The sequence below is a fragment of the Mycobacterium decipiens genome, from assembly GCF_963853665.1.
Taxonomy (GTDB): domain Bacteria; phylum Actinomycetota; class Actinomycetes; order Mycobacteriales; family Mycobacteriaceae; genus Mycobacterium; species Mycobacterium decipiens.
Genome location: NZ_OY970459.1, coordinates 2684615 through 2702289, shown reverse-complemented (window position 1 = coordinate 2702289; position 17675 = coordinate 2684615). Strand labels below are relative to the sequence as shown.

Below are 17675 nucleotides of genomic sequence, written 5' to 3'. Positions count from 1 at the left end.
CCGCTACTCCACCGGTATCCAGGTGTGGTCGATAACGTCTGGCGGGCGCTGGGCCTGCAGCCGTTCTCGTTCGGCGCGCCGACGTTTCACCCGCAGCCGGGCGTCCGCCGGCGTGGTAACCAGCTCATCGCAGGTCAGGTAGAACACATCGTCGACAACGTCGATCAGGTCCGCCGCGACTCGTCGAGATCCCAGCTCCCGCAGCGTCATCCGGAGGTCATGAGTGAAACGGATGGTGGTGTCGTGTGCCAGCTCCCGGGAATTGCGGGCGCTGGCAGCCAATCGCTGGGTGAGCGTCGCTGGGGGTGGTGCCTCGGTGGGCCGCGCGGCGGTTTCGGCGGCGGCCTTCAGCAGAAGCGCCGGATCGTCGCCGAACGTCGGGTTGGCCAGCTCGGCTTCCCCTGACCCGCGGTGCCCCATCCGGGCAAGGGCCGCGTCGACTGTGGCGGCCGCGGGCGAAGACAGCGCGCGGATACTGGCGAGGTTGCCGTCTCGGGCCAGCGCGCACAAGGGTGGGTCGGCGCGCAGCACCGCCGCCAGCGGGGCAATCCCGGCCGCGATTCGGCCGCTTTCCATGATCACGCCCACTCCGGACACCGCCGAGCCCGCGCGGGTGTGCTCCAGCGTGGCCGCCGTGACGCCGGTGTCGATCACCCACAGTGCGGTGAGAATCCAGCCCTGGTGAATCCGATCGCGCAGCAGCCGAATCCGCACTTCCAGTCCCGCGTCCGGTAGCGCGGCGAGCTGCTCGGCATCGAGGCACTCGGCATCTGCGGCGGCAACATAGTCGTGCGTGTCGCTCCGGAGATGGCGTAGCAGGGCAACCGAGCGCGCCGTCACCACCACCTTCGCGACCGACCCGAGCGGTCCGCCCGCAAGTTGCGGTCGACCAAACGGAAGGAGATCGGTGACCTGCGGCTGCTCACCCAGTGAGCGCCGGGCCACGGCCCGTGCGTCCCAGCCAGGTAGTTGGGTGGCGGCGACAATATTGGCCGATACCCCGACGTAGGGGCGGTGACCGAACACCGCGATGGCCCTGCTCCCCCACTCGTCGGCAACGACACCGCCAAGCGCCAGCACCCGACCCATCGCCCGACCGGCTGCCCGTAGTCCGCTCAACTGCACGTCGAGCGTCATCGGGGTCAGCGGTCCCGGCAGCGATTCGGCGAGACTGGTCGCGCTGAAGACCGGGAACCGCTCGTCGATACGGTCGTCGAACTCTCCCTCCAGCCCTTCTGGCGCGGCGCTGCTCAGCGGTTCCCCGGGGGAAGGCCCGGACCGCGGGAGAGACTCCACCGGCAGTACCAGTTGCCCCGGTCCGCTGGTCGCCCCTGCGGAATCAAGTCTGCGGCCGACGAGTCCCCGCCCGGTGTCGACGATCGCCTCGGTCGCTTGCCAGCCGAACTCGAAGTTCCAATCCTCCTGCGCGGCAGCGATATCCATCTTTGGAAGCAATTGCGCCCAGCCGCGAACCCGGTGTGGCCGCAAGCGCGGGTCCACAGACCGGAGCAGCCGCCACGCCGTGACCACGTTGGTGGTGTCAGGGGTGGCCAGGTCAACCACCCCGTTGCGGTCGGTGTTCAGCGCCAAAACCAGGAAGCGGACCAAGTCGTCGAGGTGCAGCACCCGCATCGGCCGTGCCGAGACCTTGCCGCGCAGCAGCGTGGCCACCGTTCGACACACCATCCAGTCGAGCTGGCGACCGACGGGTGGAGCGATCCGAATGACCAGGCTCGGCGCCCAACCGGTCAACACCAACGTCTCAGCTTGCCGATACAGTTCGGGGCGCCCTGCGGCCTGAGACACGAACAGCAGCCGGGCGCCCGCACGTGCGGCCGCATTCGCGACATGTGCCGCACCGGTGATGCCGGCGCCGCCGGGGGCGCTGGTATCAACCGGGGCGAGATGGATCACCGCGTCGGCTTCGCCGGCTAACTCCTGCAGCACCGGGTTGTGCAATGACGCGCAAACATAGTCGACGCCCGGGTCCAGGCACTCGTGCGGGTGCTGCGCTATGCCGCTCACCGTGTGCCCGGCAGCGATGAGCTGCCGGGTGACCAAGCGGCCGACCGCACCCGTGGCGTCGGTAACCAGGATCTGCACCTGGCCTCACCTCCCCCAACGTCTCCTCATGACAATAGGCACGTCGGCGTGAGTTGCGCGACTATTGAGTCTCGAACGTGACTCTTGGCTGCTCGCCGCCGGTTACCTCAGCGTTGCGCTGCCATCGGTGGCGACGGCAACCTTGGCGCCGGCGATATCCTCACGAACTGTTGCTTCGGCCGACGCGTGGTCGGTGATCACCGCCAGGCTGCGCGACCCGTCGGGCGTGCGAACCGCCAGGAAGGCCTTCTCCGGTAATCCCTCCCTGTTGAACGGTGTGGTCCACGCTTCGACGGTGCCGACGCCTTCCCACTCGAGCAATCCGTCTCCGACGGGCTCCCGATCCACCGCGGGTTGCACGTCCTCCCAGCGGAACTCCAATGGCGGTTCGGTGCCGTAGACCCCGAAGCTGTGCTTGGTCAGGTAGCCGCCGTTAGCGGTGATCAGACCGCGGCGGCCGGGATTGGCCACCAGCAGCTCTGCCATCGTGGCGATCGAATGTGTGACGTAGTTGCTCCACGGACCGCCGGCGAAGGTCAGGCCACCGGTGACGGTCAGTGGGCGGGCGGGATCGTCGGTGTCCAGGCCGAGTTCGGTGGCGGCGACCTGGACCGCAGAAGGAAAACACGAGTACAGGTCGACGTGGTCGATATCGTCGAGCCCCAGCCCGGCAAGCTCCAGCGCCCGGGCGCCGGCGATCCTGATGGCCGTGGACCCATGCAGCTCGGCCCGATCGGCGACGGCGGGGGTGTCATGCGCGTCGGTGCCGGCCAGCGGATAAACCCAGTGTTCGGCGGGAATTTGCAGGCGTTTCGCCAGTTCGACCGAGGTCAGGAGCAACGCGGCGCCCTGGTCGACCATGTTGTTGGAGTTCATGAGCTTGGTGTAGGGCCAGCTGATCATCCGGTTCTGCGGGCCGGGCTGCCAGATATCGTCAGCCGTCACCGGGTTACGGATCCAGGCGTTCGGATTGTCGGCCGCGACGGCACTGAAGCGCGCCCACAGCTCGCCGACGCGCCTACGGTGGTTCTCGAGCGACTCGCCATTGGCTATGCGCAGCGCCTGCTCGAACAGCGGATACACGTAGGCCGGCCGGTCCAGTTTGATCCTCAGCTCTGCCGCGCCGGCCATCGGAACGCCGTCGTCGGCGATCTCGGGCATCGGAACGGATTCGTCCTGCGCAGTCCACTCCAATTTGCTGCCCTTAGCGCGCAGGCCGGTCCGGGTGCGCCAGGTTTCGGCACCGGCCAACAGCACCACGCCCGCCCGCCCCAGCTGGATGTCCCGGCAGGCCTGGTTGACCAGGGACTGCGGCATGTTACCTCCCATGCCGCTGTAACCGGTGGTGAAGCTGCCGGCGTTGATGCGCTCGCCGAGGAGTTGCCCGGGATTTCGGTAGTGCGCTGACAGCATGTGCACCACGCGGATGGAATCCACCGCCTCGAGCACCGTCGAAGCCGCGGCTTTCCGGGCCGCGGCGGCCATCAGGTCGACCGGTTCGATCGACCGCTTTGCGGTGTCGATCTCGTCGCGGTGGTTGACCTGGCCATACCCGACCAGCACCGGTGTCCTGGGGTCTACAGGCATAGCTCGAACCTAGCGCGGCGACGATGCGGGCCGTGGAACGGCCCGAGGAGGAGCTGCGCAATTGGGCCTAGCGCGGCGACGATGCGGGCCGTGGAACGGCCCGAGGAGGAGCTGCGCAATTGGGCCTAGCGCGGCGACGATGCGGGCCGTGGAACGGCCCGAGGAGGAGCTGCGCAATTGGGCCTAGCGCGGCGACGATGCGGGCCGTGGAACGGCCCGAGGAGGAGCTGCGCAATTGGGCCTAGCGCGGCGACCCCGAACCTTCCGAGTGGGCCGTGGAACGGCCGTCCAACATCACGCCAGCGTGACGTTCGGCGCCGAGAAAGGCTAGGCCGGACCTGTTCGATAGATCGATTTCAGCGTGCGGTAGGCCGCCAGACCCTCTGGGCCCAGCTCCCGGCCCAGCCCGCTGGCCTTGACCCCGCCGAACGGCGCGCGCACGTCGAGTTGGTAGTCGTTGATCCCGACGGTGCCGCTGTGTACTGCGCGGGCAACATCGGTGGCGCGGTCGGTGTCGGTCGACCACACGGTGCCGGCAAGGCCGAACTCGCTGTCGTTGGCAAGGGCGATCGCTTCGTCATCGGTCTCGTACCTGGTGATGGTCAGCACCGGGCCGAAGATTTCCTCGCGCGCCAGGCGATCGGAGTTGTCGACGTCGGCGAAAACCGTCGGAGACACAAACCAGCCGCGCGGCTGCTCCCTCGGAACTGAGCCGCCGGCAACCAGCCTCGCACCGCTATCCCTACCGATGCCGATGTAGCCCAACACTCGCTCACGTTGGCGGGAGCTGACCATGGGGCCGATCTCGGTCAACGGGTGCAGCGGATCACCGACCGTCATACTCTCGGCCAGTGCCGCGACCGCGTCGACGATCTCGTCGTAGCGAGATCTCGGCGCGAGGATGCGCGAACTCAGGTGACAGGTCTGCCCGTTGTTGACGAACGACGCGGTACGCAACCCGCGCATTGTCGCGTCCAGGTCGGCATCGTCGAGAATGATCGCCGCAGACTTGCCGCCGAGTTCCAGGGTGACTGGGCGCATCAGCCGGCCGCACACTTCAGCGACCACTCGCCCGGTTTCCGTCGAACCGGTGAATGCCACTTTGTCGACGCCGGGATGAGCCACCAGGCATGCGCCGACGCCCGCGCCGCCCGATACCACGTTCAACACCCCGGGAGGTAGCCCGGCATCGACCGCGGCCTCGGCGAAAACCAGTGCGTCCAAGGCGGTCTCAGGCGAGGACTTGAGGACCACCGGGCAACCGGCGGCCAGTGCGGGCGCGATTTTCATCGCGGCCAGTGCCTGCGGATAGTTCCACGGGATCACCGCGGCTACTACCCCGACCGCCTCCCGGCGGACAATCGTGTGTCCAGTGAAACTCGGCCGGATTTCCTCGACCGGAATCTCGGTGATCAGCTGGGCGTAATAGCGGAACAGCAGGGGTGGGAAAGCGCCGTTGGCGCCGCGGGACAGCGAGATCGGCATGCCGTTCTCCCGAGTCACCAGCTCGCTGGTGGACTGTGCCCGTGACTGCAGCACGTCCGCCATCGCGGTAAGGATGCCGGCGCGGTGCTCCGGCGGGCTGGCCCGCCAGTCGGGCAGCGCCGAACGGGCGGCCGCCACGGCGTCATCGATATCGGATTCGGTGACGCAGGCGCCGTCACCGAGGCGTGCGCCGGTAGCTGCTTCCAGCACCGGTTCGACATCATCGGCGATCCGGAATCGCCCGCCGCTGAAAAACTGGGCCGGCGAAGACGGCGAAGATGGTGACGACGGCAAAAATGTCACTGGCGTGCCTCCCGTGCCAACCACTGCCCCCTCCGCAGATGCTAGGCGCTGTCGGCGGGTCCGAACAGTGCGCGCTCGTCGATCAGACGTTCGGTCTCCTCCGAGCTCATGCCGAGCAGCTTCCGACAGATCTCCACCGTGTCCTGTCCCGGCTGTGGCGCCGGGCGTTGGGGTGCCTGCGGAATGTGCCGAAACGGAGCCGGACCCGTCTCGGCGGGCAGTGGACGTGCGATTAGCGGGTGCACCATGTCGCGGAGCAGCTTTCGCTCGATCAGCTGTGGATCCGCAAGGACATCCGGCGGCCGGTTCATCGGGCCGGCCGGAACTCCGGCCGACTGCAGCGAGCTGGCCGCCTGCGCGGGCGTGCGGGCGCTGGTCCAGGCAGACACCACGGCCACCAACTCCGAGCGGTTGGCCACGCGAGACTCGCTTGCCGCGAAACGTGGGTCGCTCGCCAATTCGGGCTGGCCCAAAACAGTTGTAGTGCGACGCCATTCATCGTCGGAGCGGATTGATACGACGCACCATTCGTCGTCGCCGGCACAGGGGTAGACCGCATGCACACTGGTGTCTTTCTGGATCTCGGCAACCCCGGTCGCGACGGCGGCCTCGGCAACGAACAGGGTGTCCAGTTGGTTGACGACGACTTCGGCCTGGGAAATGTGGACCTGGGCTCCTTCGCCGCTTCGGTCGCGGCGGATCAGGGCCGCCAGCGCCAGCAGGGCGCCAACCCGCCCAACCACATGGTCGGGGAATATCGTCATCGCATCGTAAAAGGCATGCCGGGACTTGTCGGTACGGGCTTCCTCGGACGTCCAAACACGGGTGACACCGGTGGCGGCGCGCACCAGTGGCCCGTAGCCCATCCGGTTGCTCCAGGGCCCCCGGTTACCGAACGCGCTGCTCCCGGCCAGCACGATCCGCGGGTTGAGCGCGTGCAGCACATCGTATGAAAACCCAAGTGACGTAAGGGTTCCCGGCTTGAAGTTGGCGAACACCGCGTCGGCTTCAGCGACTAGACGAGCGAAGATCGCTTTGCCCTCGGTGTTGCGTAGATCCAAGCCGAGTGCGAGGTGATTGCGGTGGGTCCGGGCGAACGATTCACTCATCGCGTCGCCGACGGGCGCCTGCCGCAATCCATCGGGGTAGTCAGCGCTTTCGACCTTGATGACCTCGGCACCCAAGTCGCCGAACAGCCGGCTCAACTCGCCACCGGCCACGATGATGCCCAAATCGAGAATCCGCAGACCGTCAAATGGATACGTTGGATGGTCGCCGACTCGGCCCAAGGGCGGGGGCACGGGCGCTGGGTGAGCGAGCCAGCGCGGTTGGTCCTGCCCCACAGCGGGGGCCGGTGACCGGAAGCCGGCACGTTGCCCGTCGACGACGAAGTATCCGGTGGGCACACTGGTGCGCACGCCGGGGACGAGTTCGGCATCGGTGATCGCGCCCACCGCTTGGAAGTGCTCGGAGGCCAGGATCCTCGACGGTGTCAGCACCGCGGCTATGGGAACTCCGTGCGCCTGGCCGGCTGCCACCAACTCCTTCATGGTCTTCTCGGCGCAGAACGCCGCGACCAACACGCTGATCTGCGGCCATGCGGCGAACCGTGCACCGATGACGTCGTACTTGGGGTCCTGAAAGTCTCCCGGCTCCCCCAACCAGCGACGCAGGCCGCGCCACTGCCGCGGCGCCATCACGCAAAACCGGACGTAGCCGTCCTGGCACGGATAGATGGGGTAAGCGTCCTGGTTCTTAGGTCGGCCCCGCCATCGCCCGGTGCCACGGAGGCCGGCCGCGACCTGCCCGTGCGCTCCGAATGCGGGATCCAACGCCATGACAACGGCGTCAAACCGGGAAAAGTCTATGTAATCCCCAGTACCACAACGTAATCGGTTGTAGTAGGCGACGAGTACGGACCAGGTCGCCTGCACCGCGGCAGTGGCCGAAGCGATGCCGTCCGGCGGCAGTACGGGAGTGCCGGTGGTGGGACCCGACCGCGACAGCGAACCACACATCGCGTACAACACGGGGTCGGTCGCGCGCCACTGCGACCGCGGACCCGTTGCACCGAAGTCGGTGACCGACAGCGTGACAAGGTGTTCGTAGCGATCGGCCAGCTCGGCACACGATGTCCCGTACGCGGCGGCTTGCCCCGGAGGACCGCAGTCGACGACGATGTCGGCACTCGCGGCGAGGTCGAAGAACCGCCGGCGGTCACTCTCGTCGAGCGGGTTGAGCAGTGCGCTGCGTTTGTTGGCGTTATGCACGGCGAACGGGATGCTGCCGCTGGCCAAAGTGGGCCGCATGCGGCGCCCTGGGCTGCCGCCCGGGGGTTCCACCTTCAGAACGTCTGCGCCCAGGTCGGCGAGCAGCCGAGTCACCGCATCGGTCCCGCCAGCAGAACAACCGTCCGACAAGTCGAGCACGCGCACGGCATCGAGCAATGTTTGGCGCACTTGCACACGGTAGCCGGATACTGCCGATGGCGCGTGCCGTCGAAATCCCGTCCCTGGCGTTCGCGTGCGCGGGTCAGCGTCGTGTTGCTGTGCTATTGCGCTGTCCGATGTCGAATGTTGTGCTTCTCAATAACACTCCGAAGGGATAAGGGTGACAGACAGGACATCCATCGGCGTCAAGGTCCGGGGCAAGGTCGAACAGAAAGTCATCGTCATCACGGGCGGCGCGCGGGGAATCGGGTTGGCCACCGCGACCGCACTGCACACGTTGGGTGCTCGTGTTGCGATCGGCGACATCGACGAGGCGATGGTGAAGGAGTCGGGTGCCGACCTCGGCCTCGACGTGTACGGCAAACTCGATGTCACCGACCCGACGTCGTTTTCGGAATTCCTCGACGCTGTCGAGCGCCAAATCGGCCCGATCGACGTGCTGGTCAACAACGCCGGCATCATGCCCGTGGGCCGAATTGTCGACGAGCCAGACGCGGTCACCCGCCGAATCCTGGACATCAACGTCTACGGCGTGATCCTGGGCAGCAGGCTGGCGGCGCAGCGGATGGTCCCGCGCGGGCGGGGACACGTGATCAACGTGGCCTCGCTTGCCGGGGAGATCTACGCCGTTGGCTTGGCCACTTACTGTGCCAGCAAGCATGCGGTGGTCGCGTTCACCGATTCGGCCAGGCTTGAGTACCGTTCGGCCGGCGTGAAGTTCTCTCTGGTGTTGCCGTCGTTTGTGAACACCGAGCTAACGGCGGGAACCGCCGGGGTCAAGGGATTCAAGAACGCCGAGCCGGCCGATATCGCCAACGCGATCGTCGGGCTCATTGCTCATCCCAAGCCGCGGGCGCGGGTGACCAAAGCAGCTGGCGCGATGGTGGTGGCGCAGCGGTTCATGCCGCGCCAGGTTTCCGAGGGTCTGAACCGAATCCTGGGCGGCGAGCACGTCTTCACCGATGACGTCGACGTCGAGAAACGCAGGGCCTACGAGGCTCGGGCTCGTGGAGAAGGGTGAGCCCCGCCTAGGGCGGCGTTCATCCGCGACGCGGACAATCGGGCAGATGAGCCTAGAGACCAACGAGACTGCAGTCGGTTCCAAGGTACTTTCCGATGATGAACTGGCCCTCATCGACGCGTATTGGCGCGCTGCCAACTACCTGTCGGTCGGCCAGATCTATCTGCTGGACAATCCACTGCTGACCGAGCCGCTGGCCGCCGAACACGTCAAACCCCGGCTGCTGGGACACTGGGGCACCACGCCAGGGCTCAATCTCATCTACGCGCACCTGAACCGGATAATCCGCGACCGCGACGCCAACATCATTTTTGTCACCGGGCCCGGTCATGGCGGCCCGGGATTGGTCGCCAACGCCTACCTCGAAGGCACCTATAGCGAGGTGTACACCGGCATCGAGCAAAACGCCGAGGGGTTACGGCGGCTGTTTCGGCAATTCTCCTTCCCCGGCGGAATTCCCAGCCATGTCGCGGCCCAGACCCCGGGATCCATCCACGAAGGCGGTGAGTTGGGTTACGCGCTGGTACACGCCTACGGCGCAGCTTTCGACAACCCCGATCTGGTGGTCGCCTGCGTGATCGGTGACGGTGAGGCCGAGACCGGGCCGTTGGCCGCCAGCTGGCACTCGAACAAGTTTCTCAACCCGGCAATCGACGGTGCGGTGCTGCCCATCCTGCACCTCAACGGCTACAAGATTGCCAACCCGACCGTGTTGGCCCGCATTCCGCATGCCGAGCTCGAAGCGTTGTTGCGCGGCTACGGATACCGCCCGATCACCGTGGCTGGCGACGAGCCGACCGGCGTGCACCAGCAGCTGGCCGCGGCCCTGGACGACGCATTTGACGACATCGCGGCCATTCGGCGCGGCGCACGTGGCGGCGCCAGGGCCGATCGGCCGCTGTGGCCGATGATCGTGCTGCGCACGCCCAAAGGCTGGACCGGACCGAAGGTGGTCGACGGGCAGCAGGTGGAGGGCAACTGGCGATCGCATCAAGTTCCGCTGGCCGGGACCCGTGACAATCCTGAGCACCGGGCGCAGCTGGATCGGTGGCTGCGCAGTTACCGTCCCGCGGAGTTGTTCGACGAGCATGGGGCGCTGCGGGCGGAGTTGCGGGCGCTGGCGCCGAGCGGCGATCGGCGGATGAGCGCCAACCCACACGCAAACGGTGGAGTGCTGCTGCATGATCTCGACCTGCCCGACTTTCGTGACTATGCGGTGCCGGTCGCCGCGCCAGGGGTGGCGACCCACGAGGCCACCCGTGTGTTGGGCACCTTCGTGCGCGATGTGATTGCCCGCAACTCCGATCGATTCCGGCTCATGGGTCCCGACGAGACCGCCTCCAACCGTCTCAGCGCCGTTTTCGAGTCCACCAACAAGGTCTGGCTGTCGGACACGGTGCCTGACGATGACCACCTGGCCGCCGACGGCCGCGTGATGGAGGTGTTGTCTGAGCACCTGTGCCAGGGGTGGCTGGAAGGCTATTTGCTGACCGGCCGTCACGGGTTGTTCAACTGCTACGAGGCGTTTGTGCACATCGTCGACTCCATGTTCAACCAGCACGCGAAATGGCTGTTCACCTGCCGCGAATTGCCTTGGCGGCGGCCGATCGCGTCACTGAACTACCTGCTGAGCTCGCACGTGTGGCGTCAGGATCACAATGGCGCGTCCCATCAGGACCCCGGATTCATCGATCTGGTCGCCAACAAGCGCGCCGAGGTGGTGCGGGTTTACTTGCCGCCGGATGGCAACACGCTGCTGTCGGTGGCAGATCACTGCTTGCGCAGCCGCGGCTACGTCAATGTCATCGTCGCCGGCAAGCAGCCCGCGCTTTCCTACCTATCGATGGACGAAGCGATCCTGCACTGCACGAGGGGGCTGGGGATCTGGCAGTGGGCGAGCACCGCGACTGGCGAGCCCGATGTGGTGCTGGCCTGCGCCGGGGACATCCCGACGCTGGAGACACTGGCGGCCGCCGACATCCTCCGGCGCGAACTGCTCGACCTGCGGGTGCGGGTGGTCAACATCGTCGACCTCATGCGCCTACAGCCAGACTCCGAGCACCCACACGGGTTGCCCGACAAGGAATTCGACGCCCTGTTCACGCGGGACAAGCCGGTCATCTTCGCCTACCACGGCTATCCGTGGTTGATTCACCGGCTCACCTATCGTCGCACCATTCACTCTCACATCCATGTGCGCGGCTTCAAGGAGCGCGGCACCACGACAACGCCGTTCGACATGGTGATGCTCAACGATCTCGACCGCTTCCACCTGGTGATGGACGTCATCGACCGGGTCGACGGGCTGGCCAGCCGCGCCGCAGTGCTGCGTCAGCGGATGGTCGACGCGCGTCTGGCCGCACGACGCTACACACGGGAACACGGAGAGGACGACCCGCACATCGCCGACTGGGCCTGGGAGTCGAGCGAGCGGAGCGAGTGACGGGAGCGAGACGACCCATCCGGCCTGGGAGTCGAGCGAGCGGAGCGAGTGACGGGAGCGAGACGACCCATCCGGCCTGGGAGTCGAGCGAACGAGGGTGAAGGCCGGCAAATGGATACTGGAAACCTGGACCAATGACGCTGCGCGTCAGCGCTACCCTGTGCGGATGGCGCATGTGTTGTCCGTCAATTTGGCTCGTGTCCGAACTCATCCTGATCCGCGTGCGCAGACGAAGTTGACGGGCATCGACAAGGTGGCGACAACTGATGCGGTGACGGTGCGCGCGCCGGGACCGATGCATGAAGGTCTCGGCAGCGGGCTGGTCGGCGACGTGATCGGCAACCAACGAGTCCACGGCGGTGACGACCAGGCCGTGTACGCGTATGCGCGAGAAGACCTCGACGCTTGGGAAACTTTGCTTCAGCGCACCCTCACCCACGGGATGTTCGGCGAGAATCTGACCACCGCGGGAATCAACGTGACTCACGCGCGGATTGGTGAACGCTGGCGCATCGGCACCGATGGCCTGGTGCTGGAGGTTTCGGCACCCCGGATCCCGTGCCGCACCTTCGCGGCGTTCCTGGATTTGGAGCACTGGATCAAGACCTTCACCCATGCGGCCAAACCCGGCGCCTACTTGCGGGTGATCTCGCCCGGAACAGTGCGCGCCGGCGATGCGATCACAGTCGAATACCGCCCGGAGCACGACGTGACCGTTGGGCTGGTTTTTCGCGCCCGATTGTCTGAATCGGAGCTGCTACCTCAGCTGCTGCTGGCAGACGCGCTCTCGGGAGAGCTCAAGGCCTACGCACGCCGCCGGCTTGCCTGCGCCGAAGGCTGACCACCCGGCCGCACGTCAGCGCGATCACGTCGGGTCGTGAAAGACAGCGGACGCTGCGTGCTCCGCAGGTAGACTCTGCGGACGATGCCTGACCACGCCTCCACTGCTTGCGCAGCCGTTCATCCAGATCCGCTGATCACCCGCCTTTCGGCGCTGCACCGGTTCCGGATCTATGTCGATGTCGCGGCCGTCGTCGTGATCCTGGTGCTGACGAACCTGATCGCGCACTTCACCACACCGTGGGCGAGCATGGCCACGGTCCCGGCCGCCGCGATCGGACTTGTGATCCTGGTACGGAGCAGAGGCCTGGGCTGGGCCGAACTGGGTCTGGGCCGCCAACACTGGAAATCCGGGCTGGGTTATGCGCTGGCCGCTGTCGCCCTGGTGGTGGCGGTGATCTCGGTAGGCGTCCTGGTACCGATGACCCGGCCGATGTTCATGAACCACCACTACGCGACGATATCCGGCGCGCTGATCGCCTCGATGGTCATCATTCCGCTGCAAACCGTTATTCCCGAGGAACTGGTCTTTCGGGGAGTGCTGCACGGCGCGCTGAATCGTGCTTGGGGATTCCGTGGGGTCGCCCTGGCGGGCTCGTTGTTGTTCGGGCTATGGCATATCGCTACATCGTTGGGACTGACCAGCAGCAATGTGGGCTTTGCCCGGCTGTTCGGTGGTGGGATCGTCGGCATGCTGGCCGGAGTCACGTTGGCCGTGCTGGCCACCGGAGCGGCCGGATTCGTGTTCAGCTGGCTACGGCGGCGCAGCGGCAGCCTGATCGCACCGATCGCCCTGCACTGGTCGCTGAATGGGATGGGTGCCTTGGCCGCTGCCCTGGTCTGGCACCTTTCGACCTGAGCCTGGTCACACCAGCAGCACGGCGGCGCCGGCGATGCGGCCGGCGCTGAGGTCGCCCAGTGCACGATCGGCTTGGCCGAGTGGGTATTCCGGCGTGGTGACCTGGATGTGATGTTGGCTCGCGAAATCGAGGAACGCCCGCGCATCAGCGCGAGTGTTGGACGCAACCGACCGGATCTGACGCTCCTGGAACAAATGACGCTGGTAATTCAGCGGCGGGATATCGGTCAGGTGGATTCCGGCGATAGCCAAGGTGCCGCCACGGTCCAGCGCTTCCAGCGCGGGCAGCACCAGATTCCCGACCGGGGCGAACAGGATCGCGGCGTCCAGCGACACCGGTGGCGGGTCGGCGGCGCCCTGAACCGACGCGGCGCCCAGTTCCAGCGCCAACTCGCGCGCGCGGGCGCCGCGGGTCATCACATGTACCTCGGCGCCCTGCGCCAGTGCGACTTGGGCGGTGATGTGGGCACTGCCGCCGAAACCGTAGAGACCCAGCCGGCCACCGGGTGGTAGCTCGGCACGCAGCAGGGAGCGATATCCGATGATGCCGGCGCATAACAGCGGCGCCAGCTCGCTGTCGCTGTAGCCGCTCGGCAAGTGGTGCGCGAAAGCCGCAGGAACCGTGGTGAATTCGGCGTATCCGCCGTCGGCGTCCCAGCCGGTGTAGCGGGATTCCGGACAGAGGTTCTCGCTGCCGCGCCGACAATACGTGCATACCCCGCAGGTGTGGCGCAGCCAGGCGATGCCCACCCGATCCCCTACATCGAATTCGTGAGCGGCGTCCGCAGGCACTGCCGAACCCACTTCGATGACCTCTCCCACGACCTCATGACCGGGAACCACCCGGTCGCGGTGCACGGGCAGGTCGCCTTCGGTCACATGCAGGTCCGTGCGGCACACACCACACGCGTGTACGGCCACTAGCAGCTCGGCGGGCTCAGGACGGGGCACCTCTGTGGTCACCCGCTCGAGCGGGTTAGTGTCCATCGGGCCGGGGCGACGCACCTGCCACGCGCTCATGGTCGTGGTGGTCGCCGCTGAGCCCATCACTCCATCATGCCGCGCCCCGGTGCCCGCCGCTCGACCCGTCCTCGACTTGCAAAGGGCCGCAACAGGTTGGCGCGTTACGTCTTCCGCACCATGCCGACAATCCACAGCAGGATCACCGAACCGAGGATCGCGGTGAACAAGGTGAACCACCAGCCGCCGGCCGCGGTATCGACGAAAAAGCTCAGCAGGAAGCCGCCGATCAATGCGCCGGTGATGCCGATCGCGATGTTCATCAAGATGCCGGATCCCCCGCCTTTGACGATCTTGCCGGCGATCCAGCCCGCGATAGCACCGATGATGATGTATCCAATCCAGCCGACGCTGGTCAGCGTGGTTGACCGGGCAAGAAATTCGGTTGCAGCCGTGATGTCCATGCGGTTCTCCTTGCATACGCTGGCGAAGCCCAGCCCAATACCGGGCCGTGATATCGGTATACCGCGTCTGCGTAACGATTTGGCGGTCGCTTGGCGACGGTCCGTCGGCCAGGTCCGGTCAGGCCGGGAGGGTCCGCTGCGGTGTCGGCGTCGTTGGGGTAGGAGTGACTTCCCCGGCGGGGGCCGGTGCAGGCGCCGGGACAGGCGCTGGTACCGGGGCCGGTGCCGGTGCCGGCTCTCCCGGTGCTGGTGCCGGGGCGGGCGGCGGCGGTGCTGTCCAAGGTCGGATCGACTCGGCCAATATCTTGGCTGCGCCCTTGTCCACCGGGTTGTTGGCGGTTCCTAGCCACACGACAAACCAGCGCTGGGGGGGCCGGCGTCGGGTGTGGTGGCTGCGGGTGAGCCGATTACGCCCGTCCAGATCTGGCCGTTCGGCTTACTCGGATCGCTGAACTTGACTTCATAGTACGAAGCGCTTCCCGACACCCCATTGGCGTCGAGTGGGATGGTTTCCTGGTTGATCCGCGTACCGGGGTAGGGCAAAAAGAACTCACCCATGTCCGAGCCCAACCGGACCGCCGCCTTGGGGTTGGTGGTTTCGGCGCTGGCGTAGAGCTTTTGGTCCAGCCGCCCGAGCACGATGCGGGTGTCGTTGGCCACTGGAGGCGCCTGTCCGGGCAGTGGCGGATTGCCGATCACCTTGCTAAGCAACGCCGAACCGTAGTCGAGATGGGACGCGTCTGACTCCACCCAACCAGCAGGTAGCACGAAGCTGAATCCGCCGACAGCGTTGTCGATCCGGACCGGCTGGGGCGCGTTCGGGTCGACGACGGGCGGGGGCGGCGCGTTCGGGTCGATGACAGGTGGCGGCGGCGCGTTCGGATCGGCCGGCGGGGGTGCCGCGTTGGGATCGCCCGGCTGGGCATTCGGCGTGTTGGTGGCGGCCGGTGGCGATGCCGGCGCGGGTGTCGCTGCAGCGGTCGGCGACGGGGGGGCCGTCGTGGGTACCGGCGGCACTGGCTCCGGATCCGCGTTGGAGGTCGCGGGCAACGCAATGGTGACAACGCTGGCACTGGAAATCGCGGCGATGGCCAGCGTCGCCCATAGTCCCCTGCGACGTGTCACATTCGGGTCCACCTGATGCATGGCGAAGAACCTACCGTGTTAACGCCGCGAATCAAGGACGGCGTGCTGAAGATGCGATTTCGATGTCTGCGGTGGTCCATGGCAGGGCCAAGGTTGGCTCATGGATTAGCGTGTCGGTGCGGTGCCGCGTGCAGGGCAACTTCATGCGCCTTGACGCTGAACCACACGCGCGATCCGGGCGCCAAGCGCAGTTCCGCCGCGGCATCGACAGTGATGCATGCGGCAAGGCCGGGCGCGCCACCGGGCTGATCGTCGCCGCGCACCAGGACCCCGGGTCCGCGGGTGTCGACCTCCGCCACCGTCAGCTCGACGATATTGCGCGGGCTTCCATGCGGCGCATGTTGATACACCGCCACCGCGGTCGGCGGGAACACCGCGATTGCATCCTGCTTGCTGGTCAGATCATGGACCGGGGTTCCGTACCAGTGAGCGCCGGACTGGGTGCGCAGCGAGCCGTCGGAGTCAATGGTCCCATTGACTAGGTTGATTCCGGCGATGCGGGCTCCGAAACGACTGCGAGGTGCCGTGAGCACTTCGGAGACCGGGCCGATCTCGGCGATCTTCCCGGACTCGAGCACCAGTACCCGGTCGGCCAGCGTGAACACGTCGAGCAGGTCATGGGTCGTCATGACAACCGCACAGCCGCTGCGCGTGACCACGCTGCGCAGCACCGCTCGGATGCCCGCAGCCGCGGCCACGTCGAGGCCGGTCAGGGGCTCGTCGAGCAGCAGCACGTCCGGTTCTGCCGCTAGCGCTCGCGCAATGGCGACGCGCCGGGCTTGGCCGCCAGATAGCTGACGCGGCTTGCGGTCGGCGAACTGCTCGGCGTCGACCTCGCGCAGCCACCGCAGTGCCGACGGCTTTTCCCTGCCGCGCCCGGACCCAAACAGCCTGCGGCGACACTGTGGTCCGAAGGCCACGTTCTTGGCCACGGTCAGGTGTGGAAACAACAACGGGTCTTGCAGCAGCAACCCGACTCGGCGTTCATGGGTCGCCACATTCACCCCGGCCTCGGTGTCGGTCAAGACGCGCTCCCCCAACCGCACCAAGCCCGCATCGGGGCGGACCAGCCCGGCGATGACATGCAGGGCGGTGGACTTGCCCGCGCCGTTGGGGCCGAGCACTGCGAGCACCTCGCCCGCGGACACCGAGAAGTCAACGTCCAGATCGCGGCCTGCGATGACCGCGCGCAGCTGAAGCTCGCTCATATGACCGGCTTACCTCGTATTTGTTCCGGTCAACGTGCGAGCGCCCAGGCCCAGCACCACCAGGGCCGCCACCGCAACGAGCAAGAGCGACAATGCCACCGCCGCGTCCGGGTCGGTCACCCGCTGCAAGTAGATCTCCAGTGGAAGTGTGCGAGTGACCCCTTGCCGGGACCCGGCAAAGGTCAGTGTCGCGCCGAACTCTCCCAGCGAGCGGGCGAATGCCAGCACTGACCCGGACACCATGCCCGGGAGCAGTAGCGGCAGGGTGACTCGCCACCAGATCGTGCTGGGCCGTGCCCCGAGTGTCGCCGCCACTACCTCGTAGTCGGCTCCGGCAGTGCGGGCGGCACCCTCGAGGGAAATCACCAGAAACGGCAACGAGACGAAGGTTTGGGCCAGGACAACAGCTGTCGTGCTGAACGCGATGCTGATACCGGCGGCCTCCAGGTATTGCCCGATCAAGCCGAGCCGGCCGAACGCGTAGAGCAGCGCGATGCCCCCGACTACCGGCGGCAGCACCAGCGGCAACAGCATCAATGGTCGCAGCAACCGCATCAGCCGTCCGTTGCTGCGGGCCAGTACCAGCGCCATCGGGACCCCGAGAAATACGCACAGTACCGTGCTCGCCGCAGCCGTCTTCACGCTGAGTAAGAGGGCGGTCTTGGAGGACGGGCTGGTGATCAGCCCCCAGAAATGCGGCCAATCGACCTTGACCGCGATCGCGACCAGAGGCAATACCACGAATGCGATCCCCGTGGCTGCGGGGAGGTATACCCAGCGGGGTAGATCCGGAGGCGAGTGCATCG

12 protein-coding genes and 1 pseudogene are annotated in these 17675 nt (G+C 66.6%); 4 read left to right on the top strand and 9 right to left on the bottom strand.

Going from position 1 to position 17675, the window contains the following annotated elements:
• Window positions 1-3: 3 nt before the first annotated feature.
• From AADZ55_RS11975 to AADZ55_RS11960, 4 genes are all read right to left on the bottom strand, one after another.
• A complete protein-coding gene (locus AADZ55_RS11975; protein WP_085326038.1) occupies window positions 4-2103 on the bottom strand; it encodes an NAD(P)H-binding protein in 2100 nt (699 codons plus the stop codon).
• A 102-nt stretch (window positions 2104-2205) separates the two neighbouring features.
• The gene (locus tag AADZ55_RS11970; RefSeq protein WP_085326040.1) at window positions 2206-3690 is read right to left on the bottom strand and encodes an acetyl-CoA acetyltransferase; all 1485 of its coding nucleotides are present in this window, start codon (window positions 3688-3690) and stop codon (window positions 2206-2208) included.
• A 327-nt stretch (window positions 3691-4017) separates the two neighbouring features.
• Window positions 4018-5478 carry an aldehyde dehydrogenase gene (locus AADZ55_RS11965; RefSeq protein ID WP_423202308.1) on the bottom strand — a complete coding sequence of 487 codons (1461 nt, stop codon included), beginning with the start codon at window positions 5476-5478 and terminating at the stop codon, window positions 4018-4020.
• 41 nt (window positions 5479-5519) lie between these two features.
• On the bottom strand, window positions 5520-7937 hold the full coding sequence (locus AADZ55_RS11960) for a CoA transferase (protein ID WP_423202307.1): 2418 nt from the start codon (window positions 7935-7937) through the stop codon (window positions 5520-5522).
• Window positions 7938-8088: 151 nt separating this feature from the next.
• Here AADZ55_RS11960 and AADZ55_RS11955 point away from each other — a divergent pair, with 151 nt between their 5' ends.
• From AADZ55_RS11955 to AADZ55_RS11940, 4 genes are all read left to right on the top strand, one after another.
• Window positions 8089-8949, top strand: coding sequence for an SDR family oxidoreductase (locus AADZ55_RS11955; protein WP_085326044.1), 861 nt, complete (start codon window positions 8089-8091; stop codon window positions 8947-8949).
• Between the two features lie 46 nt (window positions 8950-8995).
• The gene (locus AADZ55_RS11950; protein WP_085326046.1) at window positions 8996-11392 is read left to right on the top strand and encodes a phosphoketolase family protein; all 2397 of its coding nucleotides are present in this window, start codon (window positions 8996-8998) and stop codon (window positions 11390-11392) included.
• A 166-nt stretch (window positions 11393-11558) separates the two neighbouring features.
• Window positions 11559-12233, top strand: coding sequence for an MOSC domain-containing protein (locus tag AADZ55_RS11945; RefSeq protein WP_085326121.1), 675 nt, complete (start codon window positions 11559-11561; stop codon window positions 12231-12233).
• Window positions 12234-12317: 84 nt separating this feature from the next.
• Window positions 12318-13091 carry a CPBP family intramembrane glutamic endopeptidase gene (locus AADZ55_RS11940; protein ID WP_085326048.1) on the top strand — a complete coding sequence of 258 codons (774 nt, stop codon included), beginning with the start codon at window positions 12318-12320 and terminating at the stop codon, window positions 13089-13091.
• Between the two features lie 6 nt (window positions 13092-13097).
• Here AADZ55_RS11940 and AADZ55_RS11935 read toward each other — a convergent pair whose 3' ends face one another.
• The 5 genes and pseudogenes from AADZ55_RS11935 to AADZ55_RS11915 form a co-directional block, all read right to left on the bottom strand.
• Window positions 13098-14138, bottom strand: coding sequence for a zinc-binding alcohol dehydrogenase family protein (locus tag AADZ55_RS11935; protein ID WP_085326050.1), 1041 nt, complete (start codon window positions 14136-14138; stop codon window positions 13098-13100).
• A gap of 77 nt (window positions 14139-14215) precedes the next feature.
• Window positions 14216-14515 carry a GlsB/YeaQ/YmgE family stress response membrane protein gene (locus tag AADZ55_RS11930; RefSeq protein WP_085326052.1) on the bottom strand — a complete coding sequence of 100 codons (300 nt, stop codon included), beginning with the start codon at window positions 14513-14515 and terminating at the stop codon, window positions 14216-14218.
• Between the two features lie 118 nt (window positions 14516-14633).
• Window positions 14634-15661: pseudogene (locus AADZ55_RS11925) on the bottom strand (alanine and proline-rich secreted protein Apa).
• Between the two features lie 98 nt (window positions 15662-15759).
• The gene (locus AADZ55_RS11920) at window positions 15760-16869 is read right to left on the bottom strand and encodes a sulfate/molybdate ABC transporter ATP-binding protein (RefSeq protein ID WP_085326056.1); all 1110 of its coding nucleotides are present in this window, start codon (window positions 16867-16869) and stop codon (window positions 15760-15762) included.
• 9 nt (window positions 16870-16878) lie between these two features.
• Window positions 16879-17673 carry an ABC transporter permease gene (locus AADZ55_RS11915; protein ID WP_085326058.1) on the bottom strand — a complete coding sequence of 265 codons (795 nt, stop codon included), beginning with the start codon at window positions 17671-17673 and terminating at the stop codon, window positions 16879-16881.
• Window positions 17674-17675: the final 2 nt, after the last annotated feature.